The 24,781-nt window shown below is 61.4% G+C and carries 24 protein-coding genes; 16 read left to right on the top strand and 8 right to left on the bottom strand.

Translation table 11 applies throughout. The annotated features are described in order from the left end of the window. Positions 1-18: 18 nt before the first annotated feature. From LVW35_RS12285 to LVW35_RS12275, 3 genes are read right to left on the bottom strand one after another with little or no spacing between them, the layout of a single operon-like run. Positions 19-798: a class I SAM-dependent methyltransferase gene (locus tag LVW35_RS12285; RefSeq protein WP_233895791.1), complete on the bottom strand. Its 780-nt coding sequence runs from the start codon at positions 796-798 to the stop codon at positions 19-21. Between the two features lie 58 nt (positions 799-856). Next, entirely contained in the window at positions 857-2,158 is a 1,302-nt protein-coding gene (locus LVW35_RS12280) for an ATP-binding protein (protein WP_233895789.1), read from the bottom strand. Positions 2,159-2,161: 3 nt separating this feature from the next. Beyond that, positions 2,162-2,863: a response regulator transcription factor gene (locus tag LVW35_RS12275; RefSeq protein WP_159959117.1), complete on the bottom strand. Its 702-nt coding sequence runs from the start codon at positions 2,861-2,863 to the stop codon at positions 2,162-2,164. Between the two features lie 171 nt (positions 2,864-3,034). On the opposite strand from LVW35_RS12275, the gene LVW35_RS12270 reads away from it, so the two are divergent. The 10 genes from LVW35_RS12270 to LVW35_RS12225 all read left to right on the top strand — a co-directional run bounded on the left by LVW35_RS12270 (position 3,035) and on the right by LVW35_RS12225 (position 14,770). Further along, on the top strand, positions 3,035-4,177 hold the full coding sequence (locus tag LVW35_RS12270) for an efflux RND transporter periplasmic adaptor subunit (RefSeq protein ID WP_233895787.1): 1,143 nt from the start codon (positions 3,035-3,037) through the stop codon (positions 4,175-4,177). A 6-nt stretch (positions 4,178-4,183) separates the two neighbouring features. After that, positions 4,184-7,276 carry an efflux RND transporter permease subunit gene (locus tag LVW35_RS12265; protein ID WP_233895785.1) on the top strand — a complete coding sequence of 1,031 codons (3,093 nt, stop codon included), beginning with the start codon at positions 4,184-4,186 and terminating at the stop codon, positions 7,274-7,276. 101 nt (positions 7,277-7,377) lie between these two features. After that, on the top strand, positions 7,378-8,019 hold the full coding sequence (locus tag LVW35_RS12260) for a DUF1345 domain-containing protein (protein WP_233895783.1): 642 nt from the start codon (positions 7,378-7,380) through the stop codon (positions 8,017-8,019). A 73-nt stretch (positions 8,020-8,092) separates the two neighbouring features. Next, the gene (locus LVW35_RS12255; RefSeq protein ID WP_233895781.1) at positions 8,093-8,932 is read left to right on the top strand and encodes an AraC family transcriptional regulator; all 840 of its coding nucleotides are present in this window, start codon (positions 8,093-8,095) and stop codon (positions 8,930-8,932) included. 54 nt (positions 8,933-8,986) lie between these two features. After that, positions 8,987-9,574, top strand: coding sequence for a LysE family translocator (locus tag LVW35_RS12250; protein ID WP_233895779.1), 588 nt, complete (start codon positions 8,987-8,989; stop codon positions 9,572-9,574). 108 nt (positions 9,575-9,682) lie between these two features. Next, complete coding sequence (locus tag LVW35_RS12245; protein ID WP_442799648.1) at positions 9,683-10,696, top strand: LacI family DNA-binding transcriptional regulator; 1,014 nt, start codon at positions 9,683-9,685, stop codon at positions 10,694-10,696. Between the two features lie 45 nt (positions 10,697-10,741). After that, the gene (locus LVW35_RS12240; protein ID WP_233895776.1) at positions 10,742-11,524 is read left to right on the top strand and encodes a sugar phosphate isomerase/epimerase family protein; all 783 of its coding nucleotides are present in this window, start codon (positions 10,742-10,744) and stop codon (positions 11,522-11,524) included. Continuing rightward, complete coding sequence (locus LVW35_RS12235) at positions 11,517-12,458, top strand: sugar kinase (RefSeq protein WP_233895774.1); 942 nt, start codon at positions 11,517-11,519, stop codon at positions 12,456-12,458. Before LVW35_RS12240 ends, LVW35_RS12235 begins: the two co-directional genes overlap by 8 nt. A gap of 45 nt (positions 12,459-12,503) precedes the next feature. Beyond that, positions 12,504-13,796 (top strand): MFS transporter, encoded by a 1,293-nt coding sequence (locus tag LVW35_RS12230; RefSeq protein WP_233895772.1) that lies wholly within the window; start codon positions 12,504-12,506, stop codon positions 13,794-13,796. Continuing rightward, positions 13,793-14,770, top strand: coding sequence for a 2-hydroxyacid dehydrogenase (locus tag LVW35_RS12225; protein ID WP_233895770.1), 978 nt, complete (start codon positions 13,793-13,795; stop codon positions 14,768-14,770). Before LVW35_RS12230 ends, LVW35_RS12225 begins: the two co-directional genes overlap by 4 nt. Positions 14,771-14,900: 130 nt before the next feature. Here LVW35_RS12225 and LVW35_RS12220 read toward each other — a convergent pair whose 3' ends face one another. Beyond that, the gene (locus tag LVW35_RS12220) at positions 14,901-16,526 is read right to left on the bottom strand and encodes a methyl-accepting chemotaxis protein (protein WP_233895768.1); all 1,626 of its coding nucleotides are present in this window, start codon (positions 16,524-16,526) and stop codon (positions 14,901-14,903) included. Positions 16,527-16,760: 234 nt separating this feature from the next. Between LVW35_RS12220 and LVW35_RS12215 the strand changes: the two genes are divergently transcribed. From LVW35_RS12215 to LVW35_RS12205, 3 genes are read left to right on the top strand one after another with little or no spacing between them, the layout of a single operon-like run. Next, a complete protein-coding gene (locus tag LVW35_RS12215) occupies positions 16,761-18,188 on the top strand; it encodes a nucleobase:cation symporter-2 family protein (RefSeq protein WP_233895766.1) in 1,428 nt (475 codons plus the stop codon). Between the two features lie 12 nt (positions 18,189-18,200). Next, on the top strand, positions 18,201-18,662 hold the full coding sequence (locus tag LVW35_RS12210; protein WP_233895764.1) for an LEA type 2 family protein: 462 nt from the start codon (positions 18,201-18,203) through the stop codon (positions 18,660-18,662). Positions 18,663-18,667: 5 nt separating this feature from the next. Continuing rightward, the gene (locus LVW35_RS12205; RefSeq protein WP_233895763.1) at positions 18,668-19,219 is read left to right on the top strand and encodes a GNAT family N-acetyltransferase; all 552 of its coding nucleotides are present in this window, start codon (positions 18,668-18,670) and stop codon (positions 19,217-19,219) included. 22 nt (positions 19,220-19,241) lie between these two features. Here LVW35_RS12205 and LVW35_RS12200 read toward each other — a convergent pair whose 3' ends face one another. Then, the gene (locus LVW35_RS12200) at positions 19,242-20,168 is read right to left on the bottom strand and encodes a carbon-nitrogen hydrolase family protein (RefSeq protein ID WP_233895762.1); all 927 of its coding nucleotides are present in this window, start codon (positions 20,166-20,168) and stop codon (positions 19,242-19,244) included. Positions 20,169-20,250: 82 nt separating this feature from the next. Between LVW35_RS12200 and LVW35_RS12195 the strand changes: the two genes are divergently transcribed. Next, positions 20,251-21,165, top strand: a complete 915-nt coding sequence (locus tag LVW35_RS12195) for a LysR family transcriptional regulator (protein WP_233895761.1) — start codon at positions 20,251-20,253, stop codon at positions 21,163-21,165. Here LVW35_RS12195 and LVW35_RS12190 read toward each other — a convergent pair. Next, complete coding sequence (locus LVW35_RS12190) at positions 21,137-21,391, bottom strand: hypothetical protein (RefSeq protein ID WP_003190904.1); 255 nt, start codon at positions 21,389-21,391, stop codon at positions 21,137-21,139. The two genes, LVW35_RS12195 and LVW35_RS12190, sit on opposite strands and share 29 nt — an antisense overlap. 163 nt (positions 21,392-21,554) lie before the next feature. Between LVW35_RS12190 and LVW35_RS12185 the strand changes: the two genes are divergently transcribed. After that, positions 21,555-21,875 carry a DUF883 family protein gene (locus LVW35_RS12185; RefSeq protein WP_010172915.1) on the top strand — a complete coding sequence of 107 codons (321 nt, stop codon included), beginning with the start codon at positions 21,555-21,557 and terminating at the stop codon, positions 21,873-21,875. Between the two features lie 35 nt (positions 21,876-21,910). Here LVW35_RS12185 and LVW35_RS12180 read toward each other — a convergent pair whose 3' ends face one another. Beyond that, positions 21,911-22,948, bottom strand: a complete 1,038-nt coding sequence (locus LVW35_RS12180; RefSeq protein WP_233895760.1) for an Ldh family oxidoreductase — start codon at positions 22,946-22,948, stop codon at positions 21,911-21,913. A gap of 324 nt (positions 22,949-23,272) precedes the next feature. Beyond that, entirely contained in the window at positions 23,273-23,542 is a 270-nt protein-coding gene (locus LVW35_RS12175) for a PepSY domain-containing protein (protein WP_233895759.1), read from the bottom strand. Positions 23,543-23,684: 142 nt separating this feature from the next. Between LVW35_RS12175 and LVW35_RS12170 the strand changes: the two genes are divergently transcribed. Next, positions 23,685-24,680, top strand: a complete 996-nt coding sequence (locus tag LVW35_RS12170) for a FecR family protein (protein ID WP_233895758.1) — start codon at positions 23,685-23,687, stop codon at positions 24,678-24,680. Positions 24,681-24,781 lie beyond the last annotated feature (101 nt).

Genomic DNA, 24,781 nt, shown 5'->3' with positions numbered 1-24,781 from the left:
TATCAATATGATCTGACTTTATGCCTTTCGGCTAAGTCGATGGCAGACGTACGCCTGGGTCTGATATGGAAAGGCAACAGTGTCGCGCCCCTTCAGTGCCGGATGCGTGTCGATCAGCGCCTGCAATTGCGCGGTGACAACGGCCTTGGGCCCCTCGGCTAGCGCGGCGATAAAGCTCACGGAAAGGAAGCGGTCCATGATCACTTCCTGAGGGCTGCCCACATGGCTGTAGGGGAAACAGGTCATTTCGGGCTCGGAAAAATACTCGCCAGTGAAGGCCTCACGCCACCGCCCCGTATGAAAACGCGGCGTATCCCCCTCGTACGGGGTAATGATGTCAGTGATAGCTGCGACCCAATCCACCGACTCATCCCTTACATTCCACACCAGACCAAGTCGCCCGTCGGGTTTGAGCACGCGGTGGATTTCCGCCAGCGCGGCCTCGGTGGAAAACCAGTGGAACGCCTGGGCACACAGCACTGCGTCGGCGCTGTTGGCGGGCAATGGGATGGATTCAGCGGTGCCTTTGACCAGGCGCACATCGGGCAGCAGTTTGGTCAACTGAGCGCCCATCGCCGCCACCGGTTCGACGGCAATCAAAGTCGGCGCCAGGGTGCTGAGCAAACGGGTGAACTTGCCGGTGCCGGCACCCAGGTCAATCACACGCGATTGCGCGTCGATATGCAGTGTGTCGGCGAGCCAGCCGGTGAGTTGTCTTGGATAATCCGGCCGGCCTTGGGCGTAGGTGACGGCCTGGGTAGAGAAACCTTGTTGAGCAGACGTGTGAACACCAGTCATTGCCAATCTCTCCTCAATTAAAGCGGGGGCACAGTGTGCGCCTTCCCTCACCGACTTTCTAACCATCAGTGGGCAACCACAGCCGGAACCGCGCACCGCCCAAAGGCGAAGCCAATGTCGTCAACGTACCGCCCTGGGCTTCCAGGGCGCGCCGGCTGATGGCAAGGCCCAGGCCGAAACCGCCCGTGGCGCGGTCGCGGCTGCGGTCCAGGCGGTAGAACGGTTCGAAGATTCGTTCGCGCTGGTCGACAGGAATGCCGATACCGTCGTCATCCACCCAGATTTCACAGCCTTTGGAGCATACCTTGACGCCGACCTGGATGCGCTTGTCGCAGTACCGCGTGGCATTGCGCAGCAGGTTCTGCAAGGCACGTGCGGTAAGGCGCGGGTCGAGGCTGAAGCGCTCCACGGCGCAATCGAGCGCCACATCAATGACAATCTCGGGGTTTTCCAGTTCGTCATCGACGCTGCCGAGCACGCTGTCGATAAACTCATCGAGCACCACGTCGACTCGTTCCGGCAGTTGCGCCGGGTTTTGCAGGCGGCTGTAAGACAGCAACTCCAGCACCAATCCATCCAGCTCGCGAATATGCGCCACCAGGCTTTGCAGGCGCTCGCGGCTGGCTTCGGGCAAGTCTTCGGAGAGCGCCAGGGCGAGGCCGAAATCCAGGCGCGTGAGCGGCGTTCGCAGTTCATGGGACACGGCGTTGAGCAGGTCACGCTGCTGGTTGAGCAGGTGTTCGATGTCGTCAGCCATGGTGTCGAACACCGCAGCCAGGCTGCCGATGCTGGAGCTGGCCGGAATGCGCGTGCGTTCAGCCATATTGCCCTGGCCCAGTTGCTCGGCGGTGCTTTTCAAGCGCTCCAGGTCACGCCAGTGCGGACGCAGCCACACCAGCAGGCAGGCCAGCAGCGCCGCGACAATCAGCACGTTGATTGCCCAGTACAGCACATTCATGTCCAGTGGATCGGGCGGTATGGTCAGCTTGACCGCGAACTGCTCGTTGATCGGCGAGCTGATTTCTGTCATCCAGCCCCACTCCCCCAGGCGCACTACTGACTTGCCCTGCTCCAGCAGTTGTTCTTCCGCCGGGGTGTAGCTGGCGTCCTGGCGCAGCAGCAATTGCACTTTCAGCGGCGCGAAGTCACGGCCCAATTGCTCGGTGACCTGAGACCAGCGCTCCACCGGCGCACGCAGGTATTGCTTGACGATCAGCTTCTGCTGGCCGCGGGTCTGTTCGATGTTGTAGTCGATGTAACGGTGTTCGAATAGCTGGATCACCAATGAGGGGATCAGGTAGATCGCCAGGCTGTAGGTGACGATGGTGATCAGGTAAAGGCGCAGCAATACTCGGAACATGGCTCAGCATTCCCACTCGGAACGGCTGAAGAGGTAGCCCTTGCCCCACACCGTCTTGATCTTGCGTGCCTCGCCGGCATTGTCGTCGAACTTGCGGCGCAGCTTGGAGATGGCCACGTCCACCGAACGGTCGGTGCCATTGAACTCGATACCGCGCAGGCGTTGCAGGATCTGGTCGCGGCTGAGCACTTCGCCGGCATGCCGGGCCAGCACCACCAACAGGTTGTATTCGCCGCTGGACAACTCTACCGCCTGCTCGCGCCAAGTCACGGTGCGCTCCGACAAATCGATGCACAGGTTGCCCATGATGATCTGGTCGTTGGCCACCTGGGGTTCGGACAGGCTGCTGCGTCGTAATAAAGTACGCACCCGCGCCAGCAATACACGCGGCTCGCAAGGTTTGGTCACGTAGTCGTCGGCGCCCATTTCCAGGCCCAATACCTGATCGTGGCTGTCATCGCGGGCGGTGAGCATCAGGATTGGCAGCCCCGCCGAGTCAGCGCGCAGCAGGCGGCAGACTTGCAGGCCGTCAAGGCCGGGCAGCATCAGGTCGAGGATCACCAGGTCCGGTGGGTTCAGGCGCGCGCGTTCGCGGACATGGTCGCCACGGCTGAGCACGCTGACGTGATAGCCATTGCGTTCCAGGTAGCTGGCAATCAGCTCGGAGAGTGCGGCGTCGTCTTCCACCAGGAGGATGTTGGGCATGGTGTTTCCAAATAATGCGGTTTGTTGGCGTGTTGCAGGATTGTGCAAGGATATACGCCCCCAGCGCCCCGCGCGCTGCACCTTACATTTCTTCACAGACGAGCTACACAGCTTCACAGCACCACGGCGCAGGTGACTTTAGGATGCGCCAGTCAATATTGGGATAAGAGCATGTCGAAGAATCTGTTTGCGCCATTTTGCCTGCTGGCCCTCACCCTGGCCTTGAGCGCATGTGGCGACTCCGCCGCCGAAGCGCCGCAAATGCCCCTGGCCAAAGTACGCGTCGAAACCCTTGAAGCCAAGCCCCTGGCCATCACCAGCGAACTCAGCGGGCGCATTGCCGCGCCGCGTATCGCCGAAGTGCGCGCACGGGTCGCCGGTGTGGTGATGCAACGGGTGTTCAAGGAAGGTCATGACGTAAAACAGGGTGACGTGCTGTTTCGCATCGACCCCGCGCCGTTCAAGGCCGACCTCGACAGCGCCCAGGCCAACCTGAGCAAGGCCGAGGCGAATGCCTTTCAGGCACGCCTGCAAGAGCAGCGCTACAGCCAATTGGTGGAAGGCAATGCCATCAGCGGCCAGGACTACGACAACGCCCGCGCCGCCGTGCGCCAGACCAACGCCGAAGTCGCTGCCAACAAGGCCGCCGTCGAGCGCGCCCGCTTGAACCTGGGCTACGCCACCGTGACCGCGCCGATTTCCGGGCGCATCGGCCGTGCGCTGGTTACCGAAGGCGCGTTGGTTGGCCAGAACGAGGCCACGCCGCTGGCGATCATCCAGCAACTGGACCCGATCCACGCCGACCTTACCCAGTCCACCCGCGAGCTGAACGACCTGCGCCGCGCCTTCCGCGCCGGCAGCTTGAAACAGGTCGGCCAGGACCAGGCCAAGGCCACGCTGATCGAGGACGACGGCAGCCTGTACCCGCTGCCGGGCAAGTTACTGTTCGCCGAGATCAGTGTCGACCCCGGCACCGGGCAGATCATCCTGCGCAGCGAATTCCCCAACCCGGACCTCGACCTGCTGCCCGGCAGTTTTGTGCGGGTGCGTCTGGAACAGGCCGTCGACAAACAAGGCATCAGCGTGCCGCAACGCGCCATCACCCGCGACAGCGCCGGCATCCCGATGGTGTTGTTGCTGGACGCCGAACAGACCGTGAGCCAGCAGCCGGTGGAATTGGGTGCGGTGATCAATGATCGCTGGATCGTCAGCAGTGGCCTCAAGCCCGGTGACCGCATCGTCGTCGAAGGCCTGCAACACGCACGCCCCGGTGAAAAAGTTGAAGTGGACGACAGCCCGCTCGTAAAGGAATAACCCGCCATGCCGCAGTTCTTTATTGACCGCCCGATCTTCGCCTGGGTGGTCGCCCTGTTTATCCTGCTGGCCGGTCTGCTGGCGATCCCGCAGTTGCCAGTGGCGCAGTACCCCAACGTCGCGCCACCGAAAGTGGAGATCTACGCGGTGTACCCCGGTGCATCGGCGCAGACCCTGGATGAAAGCGTGGTGAGCCTGATCGAGCAGGAGCTCAACGGCGCCGATCACCTGCTGTACTTCGAATCCCAGAGCAGCCTGGGTTCGGCCACCATCACCGCCACCTTCCAGCCCGGCACCAACCCGGAAATGGCCCAGGTCGACGTGCAGAACCGCCTCAAAGCGGTCGAGCCGCGCCTGCCACAGGCGGTGACCCAGCAAGGCTTGCAGGTGGAGAAGGTCTCCGCCGGCTTCCTGCTGCTGGTGACGCTCACCTCCAACGACGGCAAGCTCGATGACGTGGCGCTGAGTGATTACCTCGCGCGCAACGTGATGAACGAACTCAAGCGCCTCGACGGTGTGGGCAAGGCCCAACTGTATGGCGCCGAGCGCGCCATGCGCATCTGGATCGACCCGCAGAAGCTGATTGGTTTCAACCTGACGCCGGCCGACGTAAACGCCGCCATCAGCGCGCAGAACGCCCAGGTCTCGGCCGGTAGCATCGGTGATTTGCCAGGTACCAACACCCAGGAAATCACCGCCGCAATCCTGGTCAAAGGGCAGCTTTCGACGCCCGCCGAGTTTGCCGACATTGTGCTCAAGGCCAACCCGGACGGTTCCACCGTGCGCATCGGCGATGTGGCGCGGGTGGAAGTCGGCAGCCAGGAATACCAGTTCTCCACTCGCCTGAACGGCAAGCCGTCCACGGCGGTCAGCGTACAGCTGTCGCCGGGCGCCAATGCACTGAACACCGCGACCCTGGTGCGGGCCAAGATGGATGAGCTGTCGCGTTACTTCCCGACCAATGTGGAATACAAGATCCCGTACGACACCTCGCCGTTCGTCAAGGTCTCGATCACCAAGGTGGTCTACACCCTGCTCGAAGCGATGGCGCTGGTGTTTGCGGTGATGTTCCTGTTCCTGCAGAACGTGCGCTACACCTTGATCCCGACCCTGGTCGTGCCGATTGCCTTGATGGGCACCTTTGCCACCATGTTGCTGCTGGGCTTCTCGATCAACGTGTTGACCATGTTTGGCATGGTGCTGGCCATCGGCATCCTGGTGGACGACGCCATTGTGGTGGTGGAGAACGTCGAGCGCATCATGGCCACCGAGGGCCTGTCGCCCAAGGAGGCGACGAAAAAGGCCATGGGCCAGATCACCGGGGCTATCATCGGCATTACCCTGGTACTGGTCGCAGTGTTCCTGCCAATGGCGTTCATGGCAGGTTCCGTGGGGGTTATCTACCAGCAGTTCTCGTTGTCGATGGCCACGTCGATCCTGTTCTCGGCATTCCTCGCCCTGACCTTGACCCCGGCCCTGTGCGCCACCTTGCTCAAGCCGATTGCCAAGGGCGCGCACCATGCCAAGGGCGGTTTCTTCGGCGGGTTCAACAAGCGCTTTGAACAGTTCACCGACCGCTACGAAGGCTGGGTGGCCTATGCCCTCAAGCGCAGCGGCCGCTACCTGCTGATCTACCTGGTGCTGCTGGTAGGCCTGGGCTGGATGTTCAGCCGGCTGCCCTCCTCCTTCCTGCCGGTGGAAGACCAGGGCTACACCATCACCGACATCCAGCTACCACCGGGTGCGAGCAAGAACCGCACGGTGCAGGTGGCCGAGCAGATTGAGGCGCACAATGCCGAAGAACCTGGGGTGGGCGACACCACCATGATCATGGGCTTCAGCTTCTCCGGTTCCGGGCAGAACGCCGCGCTAGCATTCACCACGCTCAAGGATTGGTCGGAGCGCAGTAGCGATGATTCGGCCTCGTCGATTGCCGACCGCGCCAACATGGCCTTCAGCGAGCTCAAGGATGCGATTGCCTATGCGGTGCTGCCGCCGCCGGTGGATGGCCTGGGCACCTCCAGTGGTTTCGAGTTCCGTCTGCAAGATCGAGGTGGTGTCGGCCATGCCGCGCTGATGGCGGCACGGACCGAGTTGCTCGCGGCCGCCGAGAAAAGCCCGATCCTGGCCAACGTGCGCGAAAGCGCCCTGGCCGAAGCCCCGCAAGTGCAGCTGGAAGTGGACCGCAAGCAGGCCAACGCGCTAGGCGTGTCTTTCGCGGACGTGGGCAATGTGTTGTCCTCGGCCATCGGCTCGGCCTACATCAACGACTTCCCCAACCAGGGCCGCATGCAACGGGTGGTGGTGCAGGCCGAAGGCGACCAGCGCAGCCAGGTGGCGGACTTGATGAAAATCAATGTGCGCAACAACGCCGGCAAGATGGTGCCACTGTCGTCGTTTGTCGAAGCCAGATGGACTCAGGGCCCGACGCAACTGACCCGCTACAACGGCTACCCGGCCATCGCGATTTCGGGCGAAGCGGCGCCGGGTCACAGTACCGGCGAGGCGATGGACGAAATCCAGCGACTGGTCAGCCAGTTGCCGGCAGGCCTGGGCCAGGAATGGACCGGTCTGTCGTTGCAGGAACGCCTGTCCGGCTCTCAAGCGCCATTGTTGTTGGGCTTATCGCTGCTGATCGTGTTCCTGTGCCTGGCGGCGCTGTATGAAAGCTGGTCGATCCCAACGTCGGTGTTGCTGGTGGTGCCGCTCGGTGTACTCGGCGCGGTCGTCGCGGTGGGCTTGCGTGGCATGCCCAACGATGTGTTCTTCAAAGTCGGCCTGATCACCATCATCGGCTTGTCGGCGAAGAACGCCATCCTCATCATTGAGTTCGCCAAGGACCTGTATGACCAGGGTGAAGACCTGGTCACCGCCACCTTGAAAGCCGCACGGTTGCGCCTGCGGCCGATCATCATGACGTCCCTGGCGTTCATCCTCGGCGTGGTGCCGCTGGCGATTGCCACGGGCGCCAGCTCGGCCAGCCAGCAGGCGATTGGTACGGGGGTGATCGGCGGGATGATCACGGCGACGCTGGCGGTGGTGTTTGTGCCGGTGTTCTTTGTGGTGGTCATGAAGCTGGTGCGTAAACGCAGCGGCTAGCATTAAGCTTCAAGCGGCAAGTAATAGCAGACAGGCTTCTAACTTGCCGCTTACAGCGGCGCAACCTATGGTGCTCACAACTGCCCTGATTCGTGAGCGCCATGTCTTTTCTAGCCCGCACCCACCCTCGCCTCTCCGCCGCCGCCGTGTTCGGGATTGCCGTGGGCATCCTGGCGCCGGCCGATACCCTCGTCAGCAAAATCCTGATGGGCTGGAACGCCGGCGTCTGGACCTACCTCGCACTGATGCTCTGGCTGACCCGCCGCGCCAAGGCCGAGGATGTAAAACGCATCGCCGAGGTCGAAGATGAAAACGCCGGGTTGGTGCTGTTCACCGTCTGCATCGCCGCCATCGCCAGCCTGGCGACCATCACCTTCGAACTGGTGGGCAGCAAAGACCTGGCCAGTTCCGAACGCCTGCTGCACTACGGGTTTACCGGGCTGACGGTGATCGGTTCGTGGTTGCTGATCGGGGTGATTTTCAGCGTGCATTACGCCCGCCTGTATTACACCTGGGACGGCAAGGAGCCGGCGTTGCGTTTTGCCGAGGGCCTGACAACGCCCAACTACTGGGACTTCTTGTATTTTTCCTTCACCATCGGCGTGGCGGTGCAAACCTCCGATGTGGGCGTCGCCACGCGGGGCATGCGCAAGGTGGTATTGGGGCAGTCGTTGATCGGATTTCTGTTCAACACGGCGATCCTGGGGTTCTCGATCAATATCGCCGCCGGGCTGTTCGGCTGACGCTGCACAAACCTTCTAGACGCCTATCCGCTGTTGGTCGCTAATAGCCTCACTTAGTCCGCTTCGGTGTTTTATGACCGCGCACAACTGGATCGACCTGTCCCAGGACGCCGACACCGGCATCGAGACCCTGCGCGCGCATTTTCAAGGCCATGCCTACGACCCTCACTGGCACGACAGCTACCTGATCGGCGTCACCGAGCAGGGCGTACAGCAATTCAACTGCCGTCGCACCCGCCACAACAGCGTGCCGGGCCAGGTGTTCCTGGTGGAGCCCGGCGAACTGCATGACGGCGACGCGCCCACCGCAGATGGCTTCACTTACCATATGCTCTACCTCGACCCGCATTGGTTGGCGCGGGAAGTCAGCGCAGTGTTCGAAGAGGCGCCTCTGGATAGCCAATTGAGTTTCGCCAGCATCTTGACCAATGACCCACGGCTGGCACTCGCCACCAGCCAAGCTTTCCAGGCCTTGCACAGCGGCGAATTGCGCATCGTACGCCAGCGCGCCATGGACCAATTGTTGGAGCGCCTCACCGGTCAACTCTACTGGCGCACCCGCTACCGCGAAGACCCACGCCTGCCGCTGGTTGCACACAAGGCGCAGGAATATCTGCACGCCCATCTGCACGTTGATGTGGGCATGGACGAACTGGCCCTGGCCTGCGGCGTCGACCGTTTCCGTCTGACTCGTGCGTTCAAGAGCGCGTTCGGCCTGCCGCCCCACGCCTACCTTGTGCAACTGCGCCTGGCACGCGCCCGGCATTTGCTGGCCAGGGGCGAACAACCGGCGGACGTCGCCATTGCCCTGGGTTTCTCCGATCAGAGCCACCTGGGCCGGTGGTTCATGCGCGCCTATGGGCTGACACCGGCGGCGTACCGCAAGCGCTGCTCAAATCTTCCAGACAGGTAGCAAGTGCGTTTGTGAAGATCGACTCCATCGATTGGTTTACTGGAGTCTCCTGTCATGTTGCCGTTTATATTGTTCGCCTTTGTGGCGTCGATCACCCCCGGCCCCACCAACATCCTGGTGCTGAGTAACAGCGCACGCCATGGCTTCAAGGCCGCCTTGCCGATCATTCTCGGCGCCTGCGCGGGCGCTGCGGGCCTGGTGTTGGTGGTGGGCAGCGGGTTTGGCCAGTCGTTAGTGCATGTGCCCAAGGTGCAAATGGCCATGCAATGGATCGGCATCGCCTGGTTGAGTTACCTGGCCTGGCAGATCTTCAGCGCGCCCGCCCAAGCCATTGACGTGCAAGCCAGCGAAAAGCCCCTTGGACTGATCGGCGCCGCCAGCCTGCAGGTGATCAATCCGAAAACCTGGATGATGGCGCTGGCGGTGGTCAGCGTATTTGCCGGCAACGGTGCTGAGCGCCAGAGCCAAGTGGTGTACCTGTCCCTGATATTTTTCCTGATATCGCTGCCGTGCCTGGGCACTTGGGCGTTGCTGGGCGTGGGGTCGGCACGGCTGTTTCGTTCGGCCAGGGCGATGCAGCGCTTCAACCGCAGCATGGCACTGTTACTGCTGGTGGCGACTTGGCTGAGTGTGGTGATTTGACGCACCGGCCATCCGACTTTGTCCTACAACAGCTTGACGACTTTCCTCATTTGGTGGTTTCCTGAAACCGGTTTCAGTCATTCCAATAAAAACAGAAGGTCGATGACCGTGAACACTTTTTCCGCCGCCCAGCGCAGCCGTGTGACCATGCTAGATGTGGCCGAGCGCGCTGGCGTGTCCAAAGCCAGCGTGTCGCGCTTCATCGGCGACGACCGCGGCCTGCTCTCCGATGCCATAGCCCAGCGCATCGAGCAAGCCATCGAACAACTCGGCTACCGACCCAACCAGATGGCCCGAGGCCTGAAACGCGGCCGCACCCGCCTGATCGGCATGCTGGTAGCCGATATTCGCAACCCCTATTCCATTGCCGTAATGCACGGCGTTGAAACCGCCTGCCGCCAGCACGGCTACAGCCTGGTGGTGTGCAACACCGACCGCGATGACGAACAGGAGCGCCAGCACCTGGCGGCATTGCGTTCGTACAACATCGAAGGGCTGATCGTGAACACCCTCGGCCATCACCTCGACCAACTGCTGGAGCTGCAACGGGAAATGCCCCTGGTGCTGGTGGACCGCAAGGTCGAGCCGTTGCACAGCGACCTGGTCGGCCTGGACAACCCGGCGGCGGTGCGTATGGCAGTGGAACACCTCGAACGACAGGGTTATCGCGATGTGCTGATGGTGAGTGAAGCCACCGATGGCACCAGTTCGCGGTTGGAGCGCCTGAACAGTTTCAAGGCTGAAATCGCTAGCCGCTCGGCATTGACCGGCGCTGTGCTGGAGCTGGATGAAACACTGCAACAACACCTGCACACCTTTCTCGCAAAACCTGGCCCCAAGGCACTGTTCTGTGCCAATGGCGTCGCGGCGCTGGCTTGCACCCGCGCGCTGAAGAACCTGGGGTGCAGCCTGTTTGACGACATCGGCCTGATCGCCCTGGATGACCTGGAGTGGTACCCACTGGTGGGCACGGGCATTACCGCCCTTGCCCAGCCGACCGAGGCCATCGGCGCCACGGCATTCGACTGCCTGCTCAAGCGCCTGCGCGGCGATACCGAGCCGACGCGCACTCTGGATTTCCTGCCCGAGTTGATCGTTCGTGGCTCGACCCAGCCCATCTGAAAATTTTTTGATCAAAAATGAAACCGGTTTCAGAGGTAAACAACAATGCATAAATACCCCGTCTCCATCAGCCTTTCCAGCTACGGCGCCGACTTGGTACGCCAGCAGGGCCAACTGAGTTTTGTCCAATTACTCGCGGCTGCCGGTGCCCATCGAATCGAATGGCGAGAAGAGCTTTTAACCCACGAACACCCCACCAAACTGGCCCAGGCCGCAGCGCAACAGGGCCTGGAATCGGTGTTCTCATCGCCCCTGGAACTGTGGGTCGCCGGCCGCGCCCAACCGAATGCCGAACTCGCGGCCACCCTGGATCGGGCGCAGGCGTTCGGCTCACGCTGGCTGAAAGTCTCCCTCGGTTACTTTACCGACACCAACGACCTGGAAAGCCTGCACGCCCTGCTCAACCGCCACCCGGTCCGCTTGTTGGTCGAGAACGACCAGACCCTGCACGGTGGCCGCATCGAACCCATGCAGCGTTTCTTCACCGAAGTTGAACGCCAGGGCCTGCCGGTGAAGATGACCTTCGATATCGGCAACTGGCAGTGGCAAGACCAGTCCGCCCTTACCGCTGCGCGCCTGCTCGGCCGGCATGTGGATTACCTGCACTGCAAGGCCGTTGCACGCCGCGCTGATGGCAAGCTGGTGGCCCTGCCGCCCGGCGCCACCGACCTGCATTTGTGGGAACAACTGCTCAAGCACATGACTCCAGGTATTAGCCGGGCTGTGGAATTCCCACTGCAAGGCGATGACCTGGTCGCAATCACTGCGCAGCAGGTCGCCACCCTCACCCTGCTGGGCCAACCCCGTGCGGAGCATGTTCATGTCTGAGATCGATATCCTCTCGTTTGGTGAAACCATGGCGATGTTTGTCGCCGAGCAAACGGGCGATCTGGCCCAAGTGACGCAGTTCCATAAACGGATCGCGGGTGCCGACAGCAACGTCGCCATCGGCCTGTCGCGCCTGGGTTTCAACGTGGCCTGGTTAAGCCGGGTAGGCAATGATTCCCTCGGGCGCTTTGTGGTCGACACGCTGACCCAAGAAGGCCTGGATTGCCGGCATGTGGCCGTCGATCCGGCGCACCCCACCGGTTTTCAATTCAAATCCCGTGAAGAAGCGGGCGATGATCCCCAAGTGGAATACTTCCGCAAGGGTTCGGCGGCCAGTCACTTGTCCATCGCGGCTATCAGCCCTGCTCTGCTGCAAGCCCGTCACCTGCACGCCACCGGCATTCCACCGGCATTGTCCGAGGCGACGCGTGAGTTGTCCGTCGAGCTGATGACGCAGATGCGCAAGGCCGGGCGCAGCGTGTCGTTCGATCCCAACCTGCGCCCGTCGTTGTGGGCCAACCAACAGACGATGATCCGTGAAATCAACGCCCTCGCCGGCCTGGCCGACTGGGTCTTGCCGGGTCTTGGCGAAGGCCGCTTGCTCACCGGTTTCGATGACCCGGCCGACATCGCCGCGTTCTACCTCGACCAGGGCGCCGAAGCCGTGGCGATCAAGCTCGGCCCGGATGGCGCCTACTACCGTACCCAGATGGACCAGGGCTTTGTCGCCGCCGTGCGGGTGGAAAAAGTCGTGGATACAGTCGGTGCCGGCGACGGTTTTGCCGTGGGCATGATCAGCGCCCTGCTGGAAAACCTCAGCTTCCCCGAGGCGGTACAGCGCGGCAACTGGATCGGCAGTCGCGCCGTGCAAAGCCGTGGCGATATGGAAGGCCTGCCCGCCCGTTCAGAGTTACCGATCCGATCCGTTGCCTAACCCACTACCTGTTGCCACAACTACAACAAGCTCAGGAGCAACCCCATGGAAACCGTGAAACTCGCCACCCGCCGTTGGTGGTACATCATGCCCATCGTCTTCATCACCTACAGCCTGGCGTACCTGGACCGCGCCAACTACGGCTTCGCCGCCGCCTCCGGCATGGCCGAAGACCTGATGATCACCCCTGGCATGTCGTCATTGCTGGGCGCGCTGTTTTTCCTTGGCTACTTTTTCTTCCAGGTGCCGGGGGCGATCTACGCGCAAAAGCGCAGTGTCAAGAAACTGATCTTCGTCAGCCTGATCCTGTGGGGCGGCTTGGCCACCCTGACCGGCGTGGTGTCCAATGCCTACATGCTGATCGTGATCCGCTTCATGCTCGGCGTAGTCGAAGCCGCCGTGATGCCGGCGATGTTGGTGTATCTGTGCCACTGGTTCACCCGTGCCGAACGCTCGCGTGCCAATACCTTTCTGATCCTCGGCAACCCGGTGACCATGCTGTGGATGTCGGTGGTGTCAGGCTACCTGGTGCAGCATTTCAGCTGGCGCTGGATGTTTATCATCGAAGGCCTACCGGCGGTCTTGTGGGCGTTTATCTGGTGGAAACTGGCCGATGAGCGTCCAAAGGACGCCAAGTGGCTGAGCGACGCTGAGAAACAGGACCTGGAAACCGCGCTGGCCGCCGAGCAAGTCGGGATCAAGGCGGTGAAGAACTACGCCGAAGCGTTCCGCTCGCCCAAGGTCATCATCCTGGCCCTGCAATTCTTCTGCTGGAGCATTGGCGTGTACGGCTTTGTGCTGTGGCTGCCGTCGATCCTCAAGCAAGGCTTGCAGATGGACATGGTCGAGGCCGGCTGGCTGTCGGCGCTGCCCTACCTGGCGGCGGTGATCGGCATGCTGGTGGTGTCTTGGGGCTCGGACAAGCTGCAAAAACGCAAGCGTTTCGTATGGCCACCGTTGTTGATTGCCTCGATTGCTTTCTACGCGTCCTACGTGCTGGGTGCCGAACACTTCTGGTGGTCCTACACCTTGCTGGTGATTGCCGGGGCCTGCATGTATGCGCCCTACGGTCCGTTTTTCGCCATCGTCCCGGAAATCCTGCCGGCCAACGTCGCTGGCGGCGCCATGGCGCTGATTAACAGCATGGGCGCCCTCGGTTCATTTGGCGGCTCGTACCTGGTGGGCTATCTCAATAGCAGCACCGGTTCGCCCGGCGCTTCGTACCTGCTGATGAGCGGCGCGTTGCTGCTGTCGGTGGTGCTGACGATTTTTCTCAAGCCCGGCGCCAGTGACCGCACGCCGGCGCCCAACCTGGAATTGAAGGTAAAGACCGCATGAAAAAATCAGTCGTGTTGTACAAGAAACTCTCCGCGCCACTGATGGCCCGCCTGCATGAACAGGCCGAGGTCACACTGATCGAAGCGTTGGATGACACCGGCCTGGCCAAGTTGCGCGACGCCCTGCCCGGCGCCCACGGCCTGCTGGGTGCCAGTCTGCGCCTGGATGCGAAGCTGCTCGACCTGGCGCCGCAACTGGAAGCGGTAGCCAGCGTGTCGGTAGGCGTCGACAACTACGACATCGACTACCTGACAGGGCGCGGCATCCTGCTCAGCAACACCCCGGATGTGCTCACCGAGACCACCGCCGACACCGGTTTTGCGCTGATCCTGGCCACCGCGCGGCGCGTGGTCGAACTGGCCGACATGGTGCGCGCCGGCCAGTGGAGCAAAAACATCGGCCCGGCGCATTTCGGCAGCGACGTGCATGGCAAGACCCTCGGCATCATCGGCATGGGCCGCATCGGCGAGGCCTTGGCCCAGCGCGGGCATTTTGGTTTCGGCATGCCGGTGATCTACCACAGCCATTCGCCCAAGCCAGCGGTGGAGGCGCGTTTCGGTGCGCAGTACCGCAGCTTGAACGACTTGCTGCAACAGGCCGACTTTGTCTGCCTGACCTTGCCACTCACCGCTGAAACCGAGAAGTTGATCGGCACAGAACAGTTCGCGCTGATGGGCCCGGAGACGATCTTCATCAATATTTCGCGGGGCAAGGTGGTGGACGAGGCCGCGCTGGTGCAAGCGCTGCAACAACGCACCATTCGAGCGGCGGGTTTGGATGTGTTTGAGAAGGAACCGCTGGATCATGGCTCGCCGTTGTTGCGCTTGAACAATGTGGTGGCCACACCCCATATCGGTTCGGCGACGCATGAGACGCGGGAGGCGATGGCCACGTGTGCGGTGGATAATCTGTTGCAGGCGTTGTCCGGCGAGCGACCGCAGAACCTGGTGAACCCGGCCGCCTGGAAACACTGATTCCTGTAACACCACAAAACCAATGTGGGAGCGGGCCTGCTCGCGAATGCGGTATGTCAGTCGATAGATCTCTTGACTGATCCACTGCATTCGCGAGCAAGCCCGCCCCCACATTTCGACCTCATTCAGGTCAGATAACGAACCGCGCCACCATCCCGTTCAAATCCACCGCCAGGCGCGAAAGTTCATGGCTGGCCGCGCTGGTCTGGTTCGCACCCGCCGCCGACTGGGTCGCCAGGTCGCGGATGTTCACCAGGTTGCGGTCCACTTCGCGGGAGACCTGGGCCTGTTCTTCCGACGCGCTGGCGATGACCAGATTGCGTTCGTTGATCAGGCTGATCGACTGAGTGATCTGCTCCAGGGCGACACCGGCGGCGCGTGCCATTTCCAGGGTGTCCTGGGTGCGCTGGTTACTCTGTTGCATGGATTGCACGGCTTCGCCGGTGCCGTTCTGGATACCGGCGACCATTTTCTCGATTTCCTGGGTCGACTGCGCGGTGCGATGGGCCAGCGCGCGCACTTCGTCGGCCACCACCGCAAAACCGCGTCCGGCTTCACCGGCACGGGCGGCTTCGATGGCGGCGTTGAGGGCCAGCAAATTGGTTTGCTCGGCAATCGCACGGATAACGTCCAGCACCTTGCCGATATCCCGGCCTTGGGTGGCCAGGCCTTCGATCATTGCGGCGGTGTTTTGTACGTCCTGGGTCATGGTCTGGATGGCGCCGACAGTTTCCACCACACGGTCGCGGCCTTCACGGGCGGCCTGGCTGGACTGGGTTGAGGCCTCGGAAGTAGACACCGCGTTGCGGGCCACTTCTTCCACCGCCGCCGTCATCTCGTTGACTGCAGTGGCCGCCTGATCGATTTCATTGTTCTGTTGCTGCAAGCCTTTGGAGGCTTCCTCAGTGACCGCGCTCAACTCTTCGGCTGCCGAGGCGAGCTGGGTGGCCGAGCCGGCGATGTGCTGGATAGTCTGACGCAGGTTGGCCTGCATCGCGGCAAGGGCACCCAACAAGCGTGCCGGCTCATCCTTGCCGTCGTCTTCGATGGCCTTGCTGAGGTTGCCACCGGCGATGGTTTCGGCCACTTCCACGGCTTTGCGCAGTGGCGTGACGATGCTGCGGGTCAACAACCATGCCAGCAGCACGGTGAGCAACGCGGCAACGACGGAAACTGCAATCACGCCGGTAATGGCGCCGTCATAGCTCTGCCCAGCGTCAGCGTCGGCGGTCTTGGCATCGGCCGCGTTGATGGCGATGAGCTTGTTCAGTTGCTCGCCCATCTGGTCGGTGCCGTCCTTGATGCGGCTGTTGATCAGGGCACGCATTTCATCGACTTTGCCCTGTTTGGACAGCGCGAGCATGTCGGCCTGGGCCTTGAAGTAGTTGTCCAGCGTGACCACGAAGGTTTTGTACAGCGCGGCCTCTTCCGGGCCGGCGGGTAGTACCGCGTAGCTGGCCTGGGCGGTCTTGACCTTGTCGGCGAGCACAGCCATGCGGGTTTCAGCTTCTTGCAGGCTGGCAGGTTCGCGATTGACCAGCACACGGAAAGACAGGATGCGCAGGCGCAACACGTTTTCCGTAATAACGGCCAGCGAAGTTACGCTGGGCAGTTGGGTAGCGGTCATGTCCACCGAGGATTGCCGAATCTGTGTCATGCGGTTGACCGCAAACACCCCCAATAAAACCACTAACAACGCAATGAACGCGAAACCAAGAAACGCTCGTGGGGCAATATTCAGCTGACGGAGGGACATAGGGGGGTGCTCTCAGATGGAGTGTTTGCGAGCGTCCCTGCTGCGAAACGATCCGTCAGCGTCAACGCGCTGCTTGGACCTTGGTCACCACTGTTGTCGTTAGTATGTGGGCCTATACGAGATATCGGCAGCTTCCTGATTTTTATGCAGGGCTTTATAAATATTTTTTTACGCTTCTGACGACCGGCGCTTTCTGGCATTCTGCGCCTCCATTTTCTGACCCGAGCCCGCATTTTGTCTGACGCTCAAGCTCCCCGTCCCCGCTATAAATCCGACTTGATCTACGGCCTGGAAGACCGCCCGCACTTCACCGCCGCCATTTTTGCCGCGTTGCAGCATGTGCTCGCCAGCTTTGTCGGCATCATCACCCCCACCCTGATCGTCGGCGGCGTGCTGGGCCTGGAAAGCGAAGTGCCGTACCTGGTGAGCATGGCGCTGTTTGTGTCGGGGCTCGGCACCTTTGTACAGGCACGCAAGTTCGGCCCGATCGGCTCGGGGCTGTTGTGCCTGCAGGGCACCAGTTTTTCCTTTATCAGCGTGATTCTCAGCGCGGGCTTCATGGTCAAGACCCGAGGCGGCGGCACCGATGAGATTCTCTCGACGATCTTTGGCATTTGCTTTTTCGCTGCGTTTATCGAGGTGGTGCTCAGCCAGTTCATCGGCAAGCTGCGCAAGCTGATCACCCCGGTGGTCACCGGGACCATCATTACCTTGATGGGGTTGTCGCTGATCAAGGTGGCGGTCACCGACATGGCCGGCGGCTTTGGCGCCAAAGACCTGGGCACCGCGAGCAATATGGGGTTGGCCGCATTGGTACTGCTGACCATCGTGGTACTCAACCGCTTCAACAACCCGTTCCTGCGCCTGGGTTCCATTGTCATCGGCCTGACCCTGGGCTTCGTCGTGGCCTGGCTGATGGGGCGCGTGGACATGGCCGCGTTGCCCCAGGTGCCCTTGATCAGTGTGCCGGTGCCGTTCAAATACGGCTTCTCGTTCGACTGGGTAGCGTTTATCCCGGTGGCGGTGATCTTCCTGATTTCGCCCCTGGAAGCCGCCGGTGACCTGACGGCCAACTCGATGATTTCCCAGCAGCCGGTCAAGGGGCCGCTGTATATCAAGCGCATCAAGTCGGGCCTGCTGGCCGACGGCCTCAACTCGGCGATGGCCGCTACATTCAACAGCCTGCCAATGGTGACCTTCGCCCAGAACAACGGGGTGATCCAGCTGACGGGCGTGGCCAGCCGCTACGTGGCGTACTTCATCGCCGGCCTGCTGGTGCTGCTGGGGCTGTTCCCGATGATCGGCGCGGTGCTGCAACTGATGCCCAAGCCAGTATTGGGCGGCGCGACCCTGATCATGTTCGGCACCGTGGCCGTGGCGGGGATCAAAATCCTTGCCGAAGCCGGGTTGCATCGACGCAATGTACTGATCGTGGCGATCTCCCTCGGCATGGGCCTGGGCGTTGCCGCCGTGCCGGAAGTGTTGCGCGACTTGCCCAAGGCGTTGCACAACATCTTCGAGTCGCCGATCACCGTGGGGGCTTTCTGTGCAATCCTGCTGAACATTTTCCTGCCGGAGGAGTTCATAGAGCTGGAAGAAGATGAATTTGATCCGGAGTCCTCTACCCTCAAAGTGATGCAGGATCCGGACGTCCCGAAATAGGAGCACTTATCGATGCGCAAGCTCATGGTTCTATCGCTGTTGCTGCTGACCTTGAGCGCTTGCGCGCTGTTCCCCAACCGCGATCCGGTCAACATCAATGTCGTGGGCATCGAGCCGCTGCAAAGCCAGGACCTCGAAGTGCGTTTCGCCGTGAAACTGCGGGTGCAAAACCCCAATGAAACGGCGATCGACTACAACGGCCTGGCCCTGGACCTGGAGGTCAACGGCCGGCCGCTGGCGTCGGGGGTGAGTGATCAAAGCGGATCCATCCCGCGCTTTTCCGAGACCGTGCTGATGGTGCCGGTGAGTGTTTCGGCGTTTTCAGTGTTGCGCCAAACCCTGGGCCTGAGCCAGACCCAGAGCTTGAACAACCTGCCCTATGTGCTGCGGGGCAAACTGGCGGGCGGGTTGTTTGGCACGATGCGTTTTGTGGAGCGTGGCACACTGGACCTGCCGAATACTGCCACTTGGTAAACGCCATGCAACCGACGCTGTATACCGAACGACTGATATTGCGCCCGCTGACCCTGGACGATGCCGACGCGGTCCAACAGCTGTTTGCCCACTGGGAAGTGGTGCGCTACCTCAACGCCGAGGTGCCCTGGCCCTACCCCGCCGACGGCGCGCGCAGCTTCCTGGAGAACGTCGCCCTACCGGGAATGGCGCGTGGCGAGCAATGGCACTGGGCGATCTGCCTGAAGCACTCACCAGACACGTTGGTCGGCAACATCAGCCTGTTCGATACCGAGGGCGACAACCGTGGGTTCTGGCTCGGCCAGCCATGGCAGGGTCAAGGGTTGATGAGTGAAGCCAGCGCGGCGGTCACCGACTACTGGTTCGGCGTGCTCGAACGTCCGGTATTGCACGTCCCCAAGGCGGCGCCCAACCAAGGGTCGCGACGGATCTCCGAACGCGCCGGCATGCGACTGATCAAGACGGATGAAGGCCGGTTTGTCGAAGGCATTTTCCCACGGGAGATCTGGGAGATGACCCGTGAAGAGTGGCTGGAATCCCAATCCTCCAAACGCTGAGGATTCCATGTGGGAGCGGTGTTCAATCGATGATAAAGCGCACGCCCGGCTTGGCCCGTTCATCCACGGTCAACTCAAACACATCCGGCCGGGCGTAGTGCCCCACCACGTCATAGTCATACCGCGCACATACCAAATCATCCGTGTTGATTTGCGCTGTGAGCAACCCGGCTTCTCCCAGCAACGGCCCAGCCAGAATGTCACCCATGGGCCCGACAATCACACTGCCACCGGCAATCAACGGACGCTCAGCCGGCCAGTTCGCTACCTCAACCCCCAGGGCCTCGGGTGACGCCTGCACCTGACATGCACTCACCACGAAGCAGCGTCCTTCATGGGCCACATGGCGCATGCTCACTTGCCACATCTCGCGCTCATCCACCGTCGGCGCACACCAGACCTCCACGCCCTTGGCGTACATCGCGGTACGCAGCAACGGCATCATGTTTTCCCAGCACACCGCGCCTCCAATGCGTCCCACTGCCGTATCGATCACCGGCAGGGTCGAGCCGTCGCCTTTGCCCCAGATCAGCCGTTCGGTACCAGTGGGCATAAGCTTGCGATGCTTGGCCACCAGCCCTCCCGCCGGTTCGAAATACAGCACGGTGCAATACAGTGTGCTGGCGCTGCGCTCGATCACACCGATTACGACGCTGGCGCCGGTACGCGCCGACAGCCCGGCCAGCGCCTCGGTTTCAGCGCCGGGAACATCGATGGCATTGGCAAAGTAGCGAGCGAAGGTCTCGCGACCTTCCGGCAGCCGATACCCCAACTGCGTGCCGAAGGCTTCACCTTTGGGATAGCCACCCAGCAGGGCCTCGGGCATTACCACCAATTGCGCACCGCTGCGCGAGATCTCGTCCTCATAGCTGAGGATCTGCACCAGGGTTTCGCCCTTGCCGCCAGACAGGGATCCGATTTGCAGGGCCGCTACAGTAGAAACGGGCATCGTGTTCACTCCAGATGATGGGGGTTGCCCATTCTCCTGCGACCCTCGATCATGAATAAAGCCCACCTCAATGCTGAATGATATGAGCCAAATAAATATCGCCCAAGTCGATCTCAACCTGCTGAAAACCTTCGAAGCCTTGCACGACGAGTCCAGCGCCAGTCGTGCGGCGCTGCGCCTAGGCGTGACGCAATCGGCGATCAGCGCGGGTCTGCGGCGCTTGCGCGAGGTGTATGGCGATCAATTGTTCGTGCGTACCGGACGCGGCCTGGCACCGACTTTACGGGCCAATCAGCTGAAGCCCGTGATCAGCGAGGCGTTGGAGCGCTGTCGGCAAAGCCTGGCGATGGTCGATCCGGATAACCAGCAATACCAAGGTCGCTCCGTGGTACTGGGTTTATCGGATGATTTCGAGATTGCGTATGGTCGCCGGCTGATGGAGGAAATCGGCCGACGCGCGCCCAAACTCCGGGTGATTTTCCGTCAGACCCATAGCCAGATCGTCGCAGAGGCCCTACTTGACCGCAGCCTCGACCTTGCCATCACGGCTGGGGGGTTCGCCCAAGGCCGATTGAGTCGACAGGTCGTGGGCGAAGGTGATTACCGCTGCCTGATGGATTCGGAACAGACCAGCATCAGCCTGGACGAGTTCGTCACGCGCGAGCATGTGCTGGTGTCGTCAGGCGGGTTTATCGGGATTACCGACGAGGGCCTGGCGGCCCAAGGGCTGAGCCGCCAGGTGTGCGCGTCCACCAGCCACTTCGCGGCGCTGCCGTTTCTGCTCAAGGGCAGCCAGGCGGTGGCAACCATTCCCGGGCACGCCGCCGAGGCCATTGGTGCAATGACCGGCTTGCGGGTACTCGCATGCCCACTGGCTCTGCCGCGCTACCCGGTGGAGCTGGGTTGGCGAACACAGGTGCAACTCGATCCGCTGTTGCTGAAGGTGCGTGAAGCGATTGTGGCGACCTTTACTTGGCCGCCGCCATCAACTTGTTGACCTCACTGCGCACCATGTTGGAGAACTCAGGCGGCGACATGCCGTCGAGTTCGGCGCGCACCCACTCAGCCCACTTGCCCTTGCGCTTGGCGCGCTCGCCGAACAAGCGGGCAGCCTCGCCCTTGGCCTTGCCCAGGTTGGTTTGCCATAGGTCATAGAGGCGGGACTTTTCATCTTCCAGTTCGGCGCGCTCGGCGAGGGTCTTGTTGGCCAGATTGAAACTCATGTTGGATTTCCTGCTGCACAAATAGGCGACATCTTACACTGTAGGTCGAACGTTCCTGATTCGGATTTTACTCAAGACCGGACAGCAGCAAAAAAACTGCAACTTTTGCTGTCGCCCGACACTCCATTGTTCACTGTCACATTCACTCGCAAGGAGTCACACAATGGCCCGCAAATCCGCTGCCCAAGCCGTCGAAGAACAAATCAAGGATCAAGCTTTCAGTGAACTGACGGCGCTGATCGAAGAATCGGACAAGCTGCTCAAAAGCAGCGCTTCCCTGGTCGGCGAAGAAGGTGAAACCCTTCGCGAGCAGGTCGCGATCAAACTCAAGCAAGCCTTGGACTCGGTGTCCAACGTGCGCGAGCGCAGCAAGCCGGTGGTGGACGCCACCGAAACCTACATTGGTGGTCACCCGTGGCAGACCGTCGCCATCTCCGCAGGCTTTGGCTTGGTCGTAGGCTTGCTATTGGGTCGCCGCAACTGATCGAAGGGGCTGCGCCAGCGCCGGCGCAGCCTGTTTTACTGGCCGGCCAATTCCCGCAAATGCGCCAACGCCTCAATGTCAACCTCGATACCCTGCTCGTCCGAGCGCGCCCGTGTGCGATGACGTCGATCCCCCGGCAGCCGCCGCAACCCCGCCGCATGCATCTGCCGCACCAACTCCTGGCTGCGCTCGGCGAAGCTTTGTCCGGCGGTCTTGCTTGGGTCGATGAGGATCAGCAACTGCCCGGTCCATGGCGTACGGGCCCCAGGATGGTCAGCCCAATTGAACTCGAAGGAAAAATGACCGCCGGTCAGCGCCGCCGCCAGCAACTCCACCATCATCGACAGCGCCGAGCCCTTGTGCCCGCCAAAAGGCAACAACGCGCCACCTTCCAGCACTGCCCGCGGGTCCTGGGTCGGTTGGCCCAGACTGTCCACGCCCATTCCCGGCGGCAAGCGCTCGCCCTTGCGCGCGGCAATCTGCACGTCGCCGTGCGCGATAGCACTGGTGGCCAGGTCAAACACAATGGGCGGGCCATCGGCACGAGGTGCTGCGAAGGCAATCGGGTTGGTGCCGAATAATGGACGGTCGGCGCCATGGGGCACCACACAGGTCATGCTGTTGACCACGCTCAACGCCACCAGACCTTGCTCGGCGAAGGGTTCAACATCCGGCCACAGGGCCGCGAAATGATGGGAGTTATGGATCGCCAACAAGGCAATCCCGGCGCTGCGGGTCTTTTCCACCAGTAACGCCCGGGCGGCTTCCAATGCCGGCTGGGCGAAGCCGTTACCGGCATCCACCCGTACAAACCCCGAGGCCACATCCGTGACCTGCGGCACTGCGCGGCCATTTACCCAGCCGCTGGCCAGGGTGCTGACGTAACCGGGAATACGGAAAATGCCATGGCTGTGGGCCCCGTCACGCTCGGCACTGGCGCAGTTGTGGGCGAGGATCACGGCCACTTCGGGCGAAGTACCCTGCCGTACAAACACCTGTCGCAGCAACGTTACCAGTTCAGCGAAAGCGATGGCGACACGAGAACCCTCAATGATCTCTGACGGCGTAGACATCTGCAGCTCCGTTTTTATGATTGGAAGGCGCAACAAGACGAAAGAACCAGACCTGTGATTAAACAACGCGCCCGCAGCCTGCTGTCAATCGACTTTGCCGGCCCGGGCATTTTTGGTCAGTTATCTACCACGTGATGAACGACAAGTTCCGCGCGGAACTGCTGTCGAGCGTCAGACTGAAAGCACTATATTGACCTCAAAGAAGCCCGTCGCTTACTGGCGGCCTCCTTCCCCGACCGCCGCCGCACTGCTGATGCCTTTCTTGATCACGCACCTGGGAAGGCAACTGGGTCCGGGGGCCTGAACAGGCCCCCGAGGGGTCTATCAGTCTTTCTGGTCACGCAGGATATTGCCGGAGGCGCCGTCGATACGCGCTTCATACACAGTGCCATCGGCCTTGCGGCCTTTGACTTCCCAATAGCCGTTGTCATCCGCCTCGGCAGCGTACACCTCGACATAACCACCTTTGGTCTTAGCGACTTCAATCGCCTTTTCAATAGTGATCCAGCCCGCGCCAGGCTTATCGGCGAGGGCGGAGCCGGCGCCAAGCAGCGCGGTGGTAGCACACAGGGCGAGTAAGGTTTTCTTCAGCATTTTCGTTCTCCATTGTGGGAATGTCCTGAAATCGTTAGGTTCGCCCAAACGAGAATAAGTTCCAATTGATGTGCAATCGCCATGATGGCTGTTCTCGCCGTCCACCCAGGGAGGTTAGAATGTGCGAAATCAGGATGAGTTAATGAGCGAAAAGTCCCTTTCAGAAGCCGAATATGACGCCATCACCGACGCCGCCGCGCATTGGTGCATGCGTGTGCACGCGAGCGATTGCACAACTAGCGAGCGTGAGGCTTTTGCTCATTGGCACGATTCTCATCCTCTACACGCTTTCGAATACGCCGCGATGCTCGAAATCTGGGACGTCGCCGACCATCTGCCGCGTAATGCACCTGCCGCTGTCGTGGTGCCGGTCAAGCCTCGCAGCCGTTTGCGCACCTACGCGGTTGCGGCGGCCATCAGTCTGGTCGCGTTACCCATGGCCGCCTTTAGCGGATGGGAGGCCGGCTGGTTGCCCAGCGCTTACGAAAGCTATGACGCCACCCAGGGGTTGCGTCAGGTCACGCTGGGCGATGGTAGCCAGGTAGAGCTGAACCTGGGCACGGAATTGGTCTACAGCAACTACAAGGATATGCGCCGGGTCACGCTGAAAAAAGGCGAGGCATTCTTCAAAGTCAGCCATGACACTGCGCATCCGTTTATCGTACGCACGGGCGAAGGCCAGGTGCGGGTGACCGGCACCCAATTCAACGTCTGGAAATACGAAGACCAGGTGCGGGTGATGCTGCTCGAGGGCTCGGTACAGATTTCCAGCGACAAGGTCCACGGCAGTGTGCCACTTACTCCCGGTATGCAGGCCAGCTATCAACAGGGTGACGCCACGCCACGCGTGCAGGCTATCAACCCCAACGACACCGCACTGGCCTGGCGCCAAGGCAAGCTGATCCTCGACAACCTGGCCCTGGCCGATGCATTGCCGCTGATCAACCGCTACCTGACCAAACCGGTGATGCTGGCCGACGCCAACACCGGAGCGATTCGCATCGGTGGCATCTACAACATCAATGAGGTCAACAACCTCATCCCCTCCCTGCCTAAGGTGTTGCCGGTCTACCTGACCCAAAATCAGGATGGCAACCCCGTACTGAACTCCATCCCGCGTAAAACCCCGAAAAGCTGACCCCGCTGCCTGCAGTCAAGGGGGGTCTTGCGTCTAAAGTGTCCACTTTTCTAACACCCTCCGGCTCCGCAGCGCCCGTGCGAGGCGGACTCGTCAATTTT

Source organism: Pseudomonas sp. HN11 (assembly GCF_021390155.1).
In the GTDB taxonomy this organism is placed as follows: Bacteria; Pseudomonadota; Gammaproteobacteria; order Pseudomonadales; family Pseudomonadaceae; genus Aquipseudomonas.
Note: the sequence above shows the minus strand (reverse complement) of the source record. Positions and strands in the feature narration are given on the sequence as shown.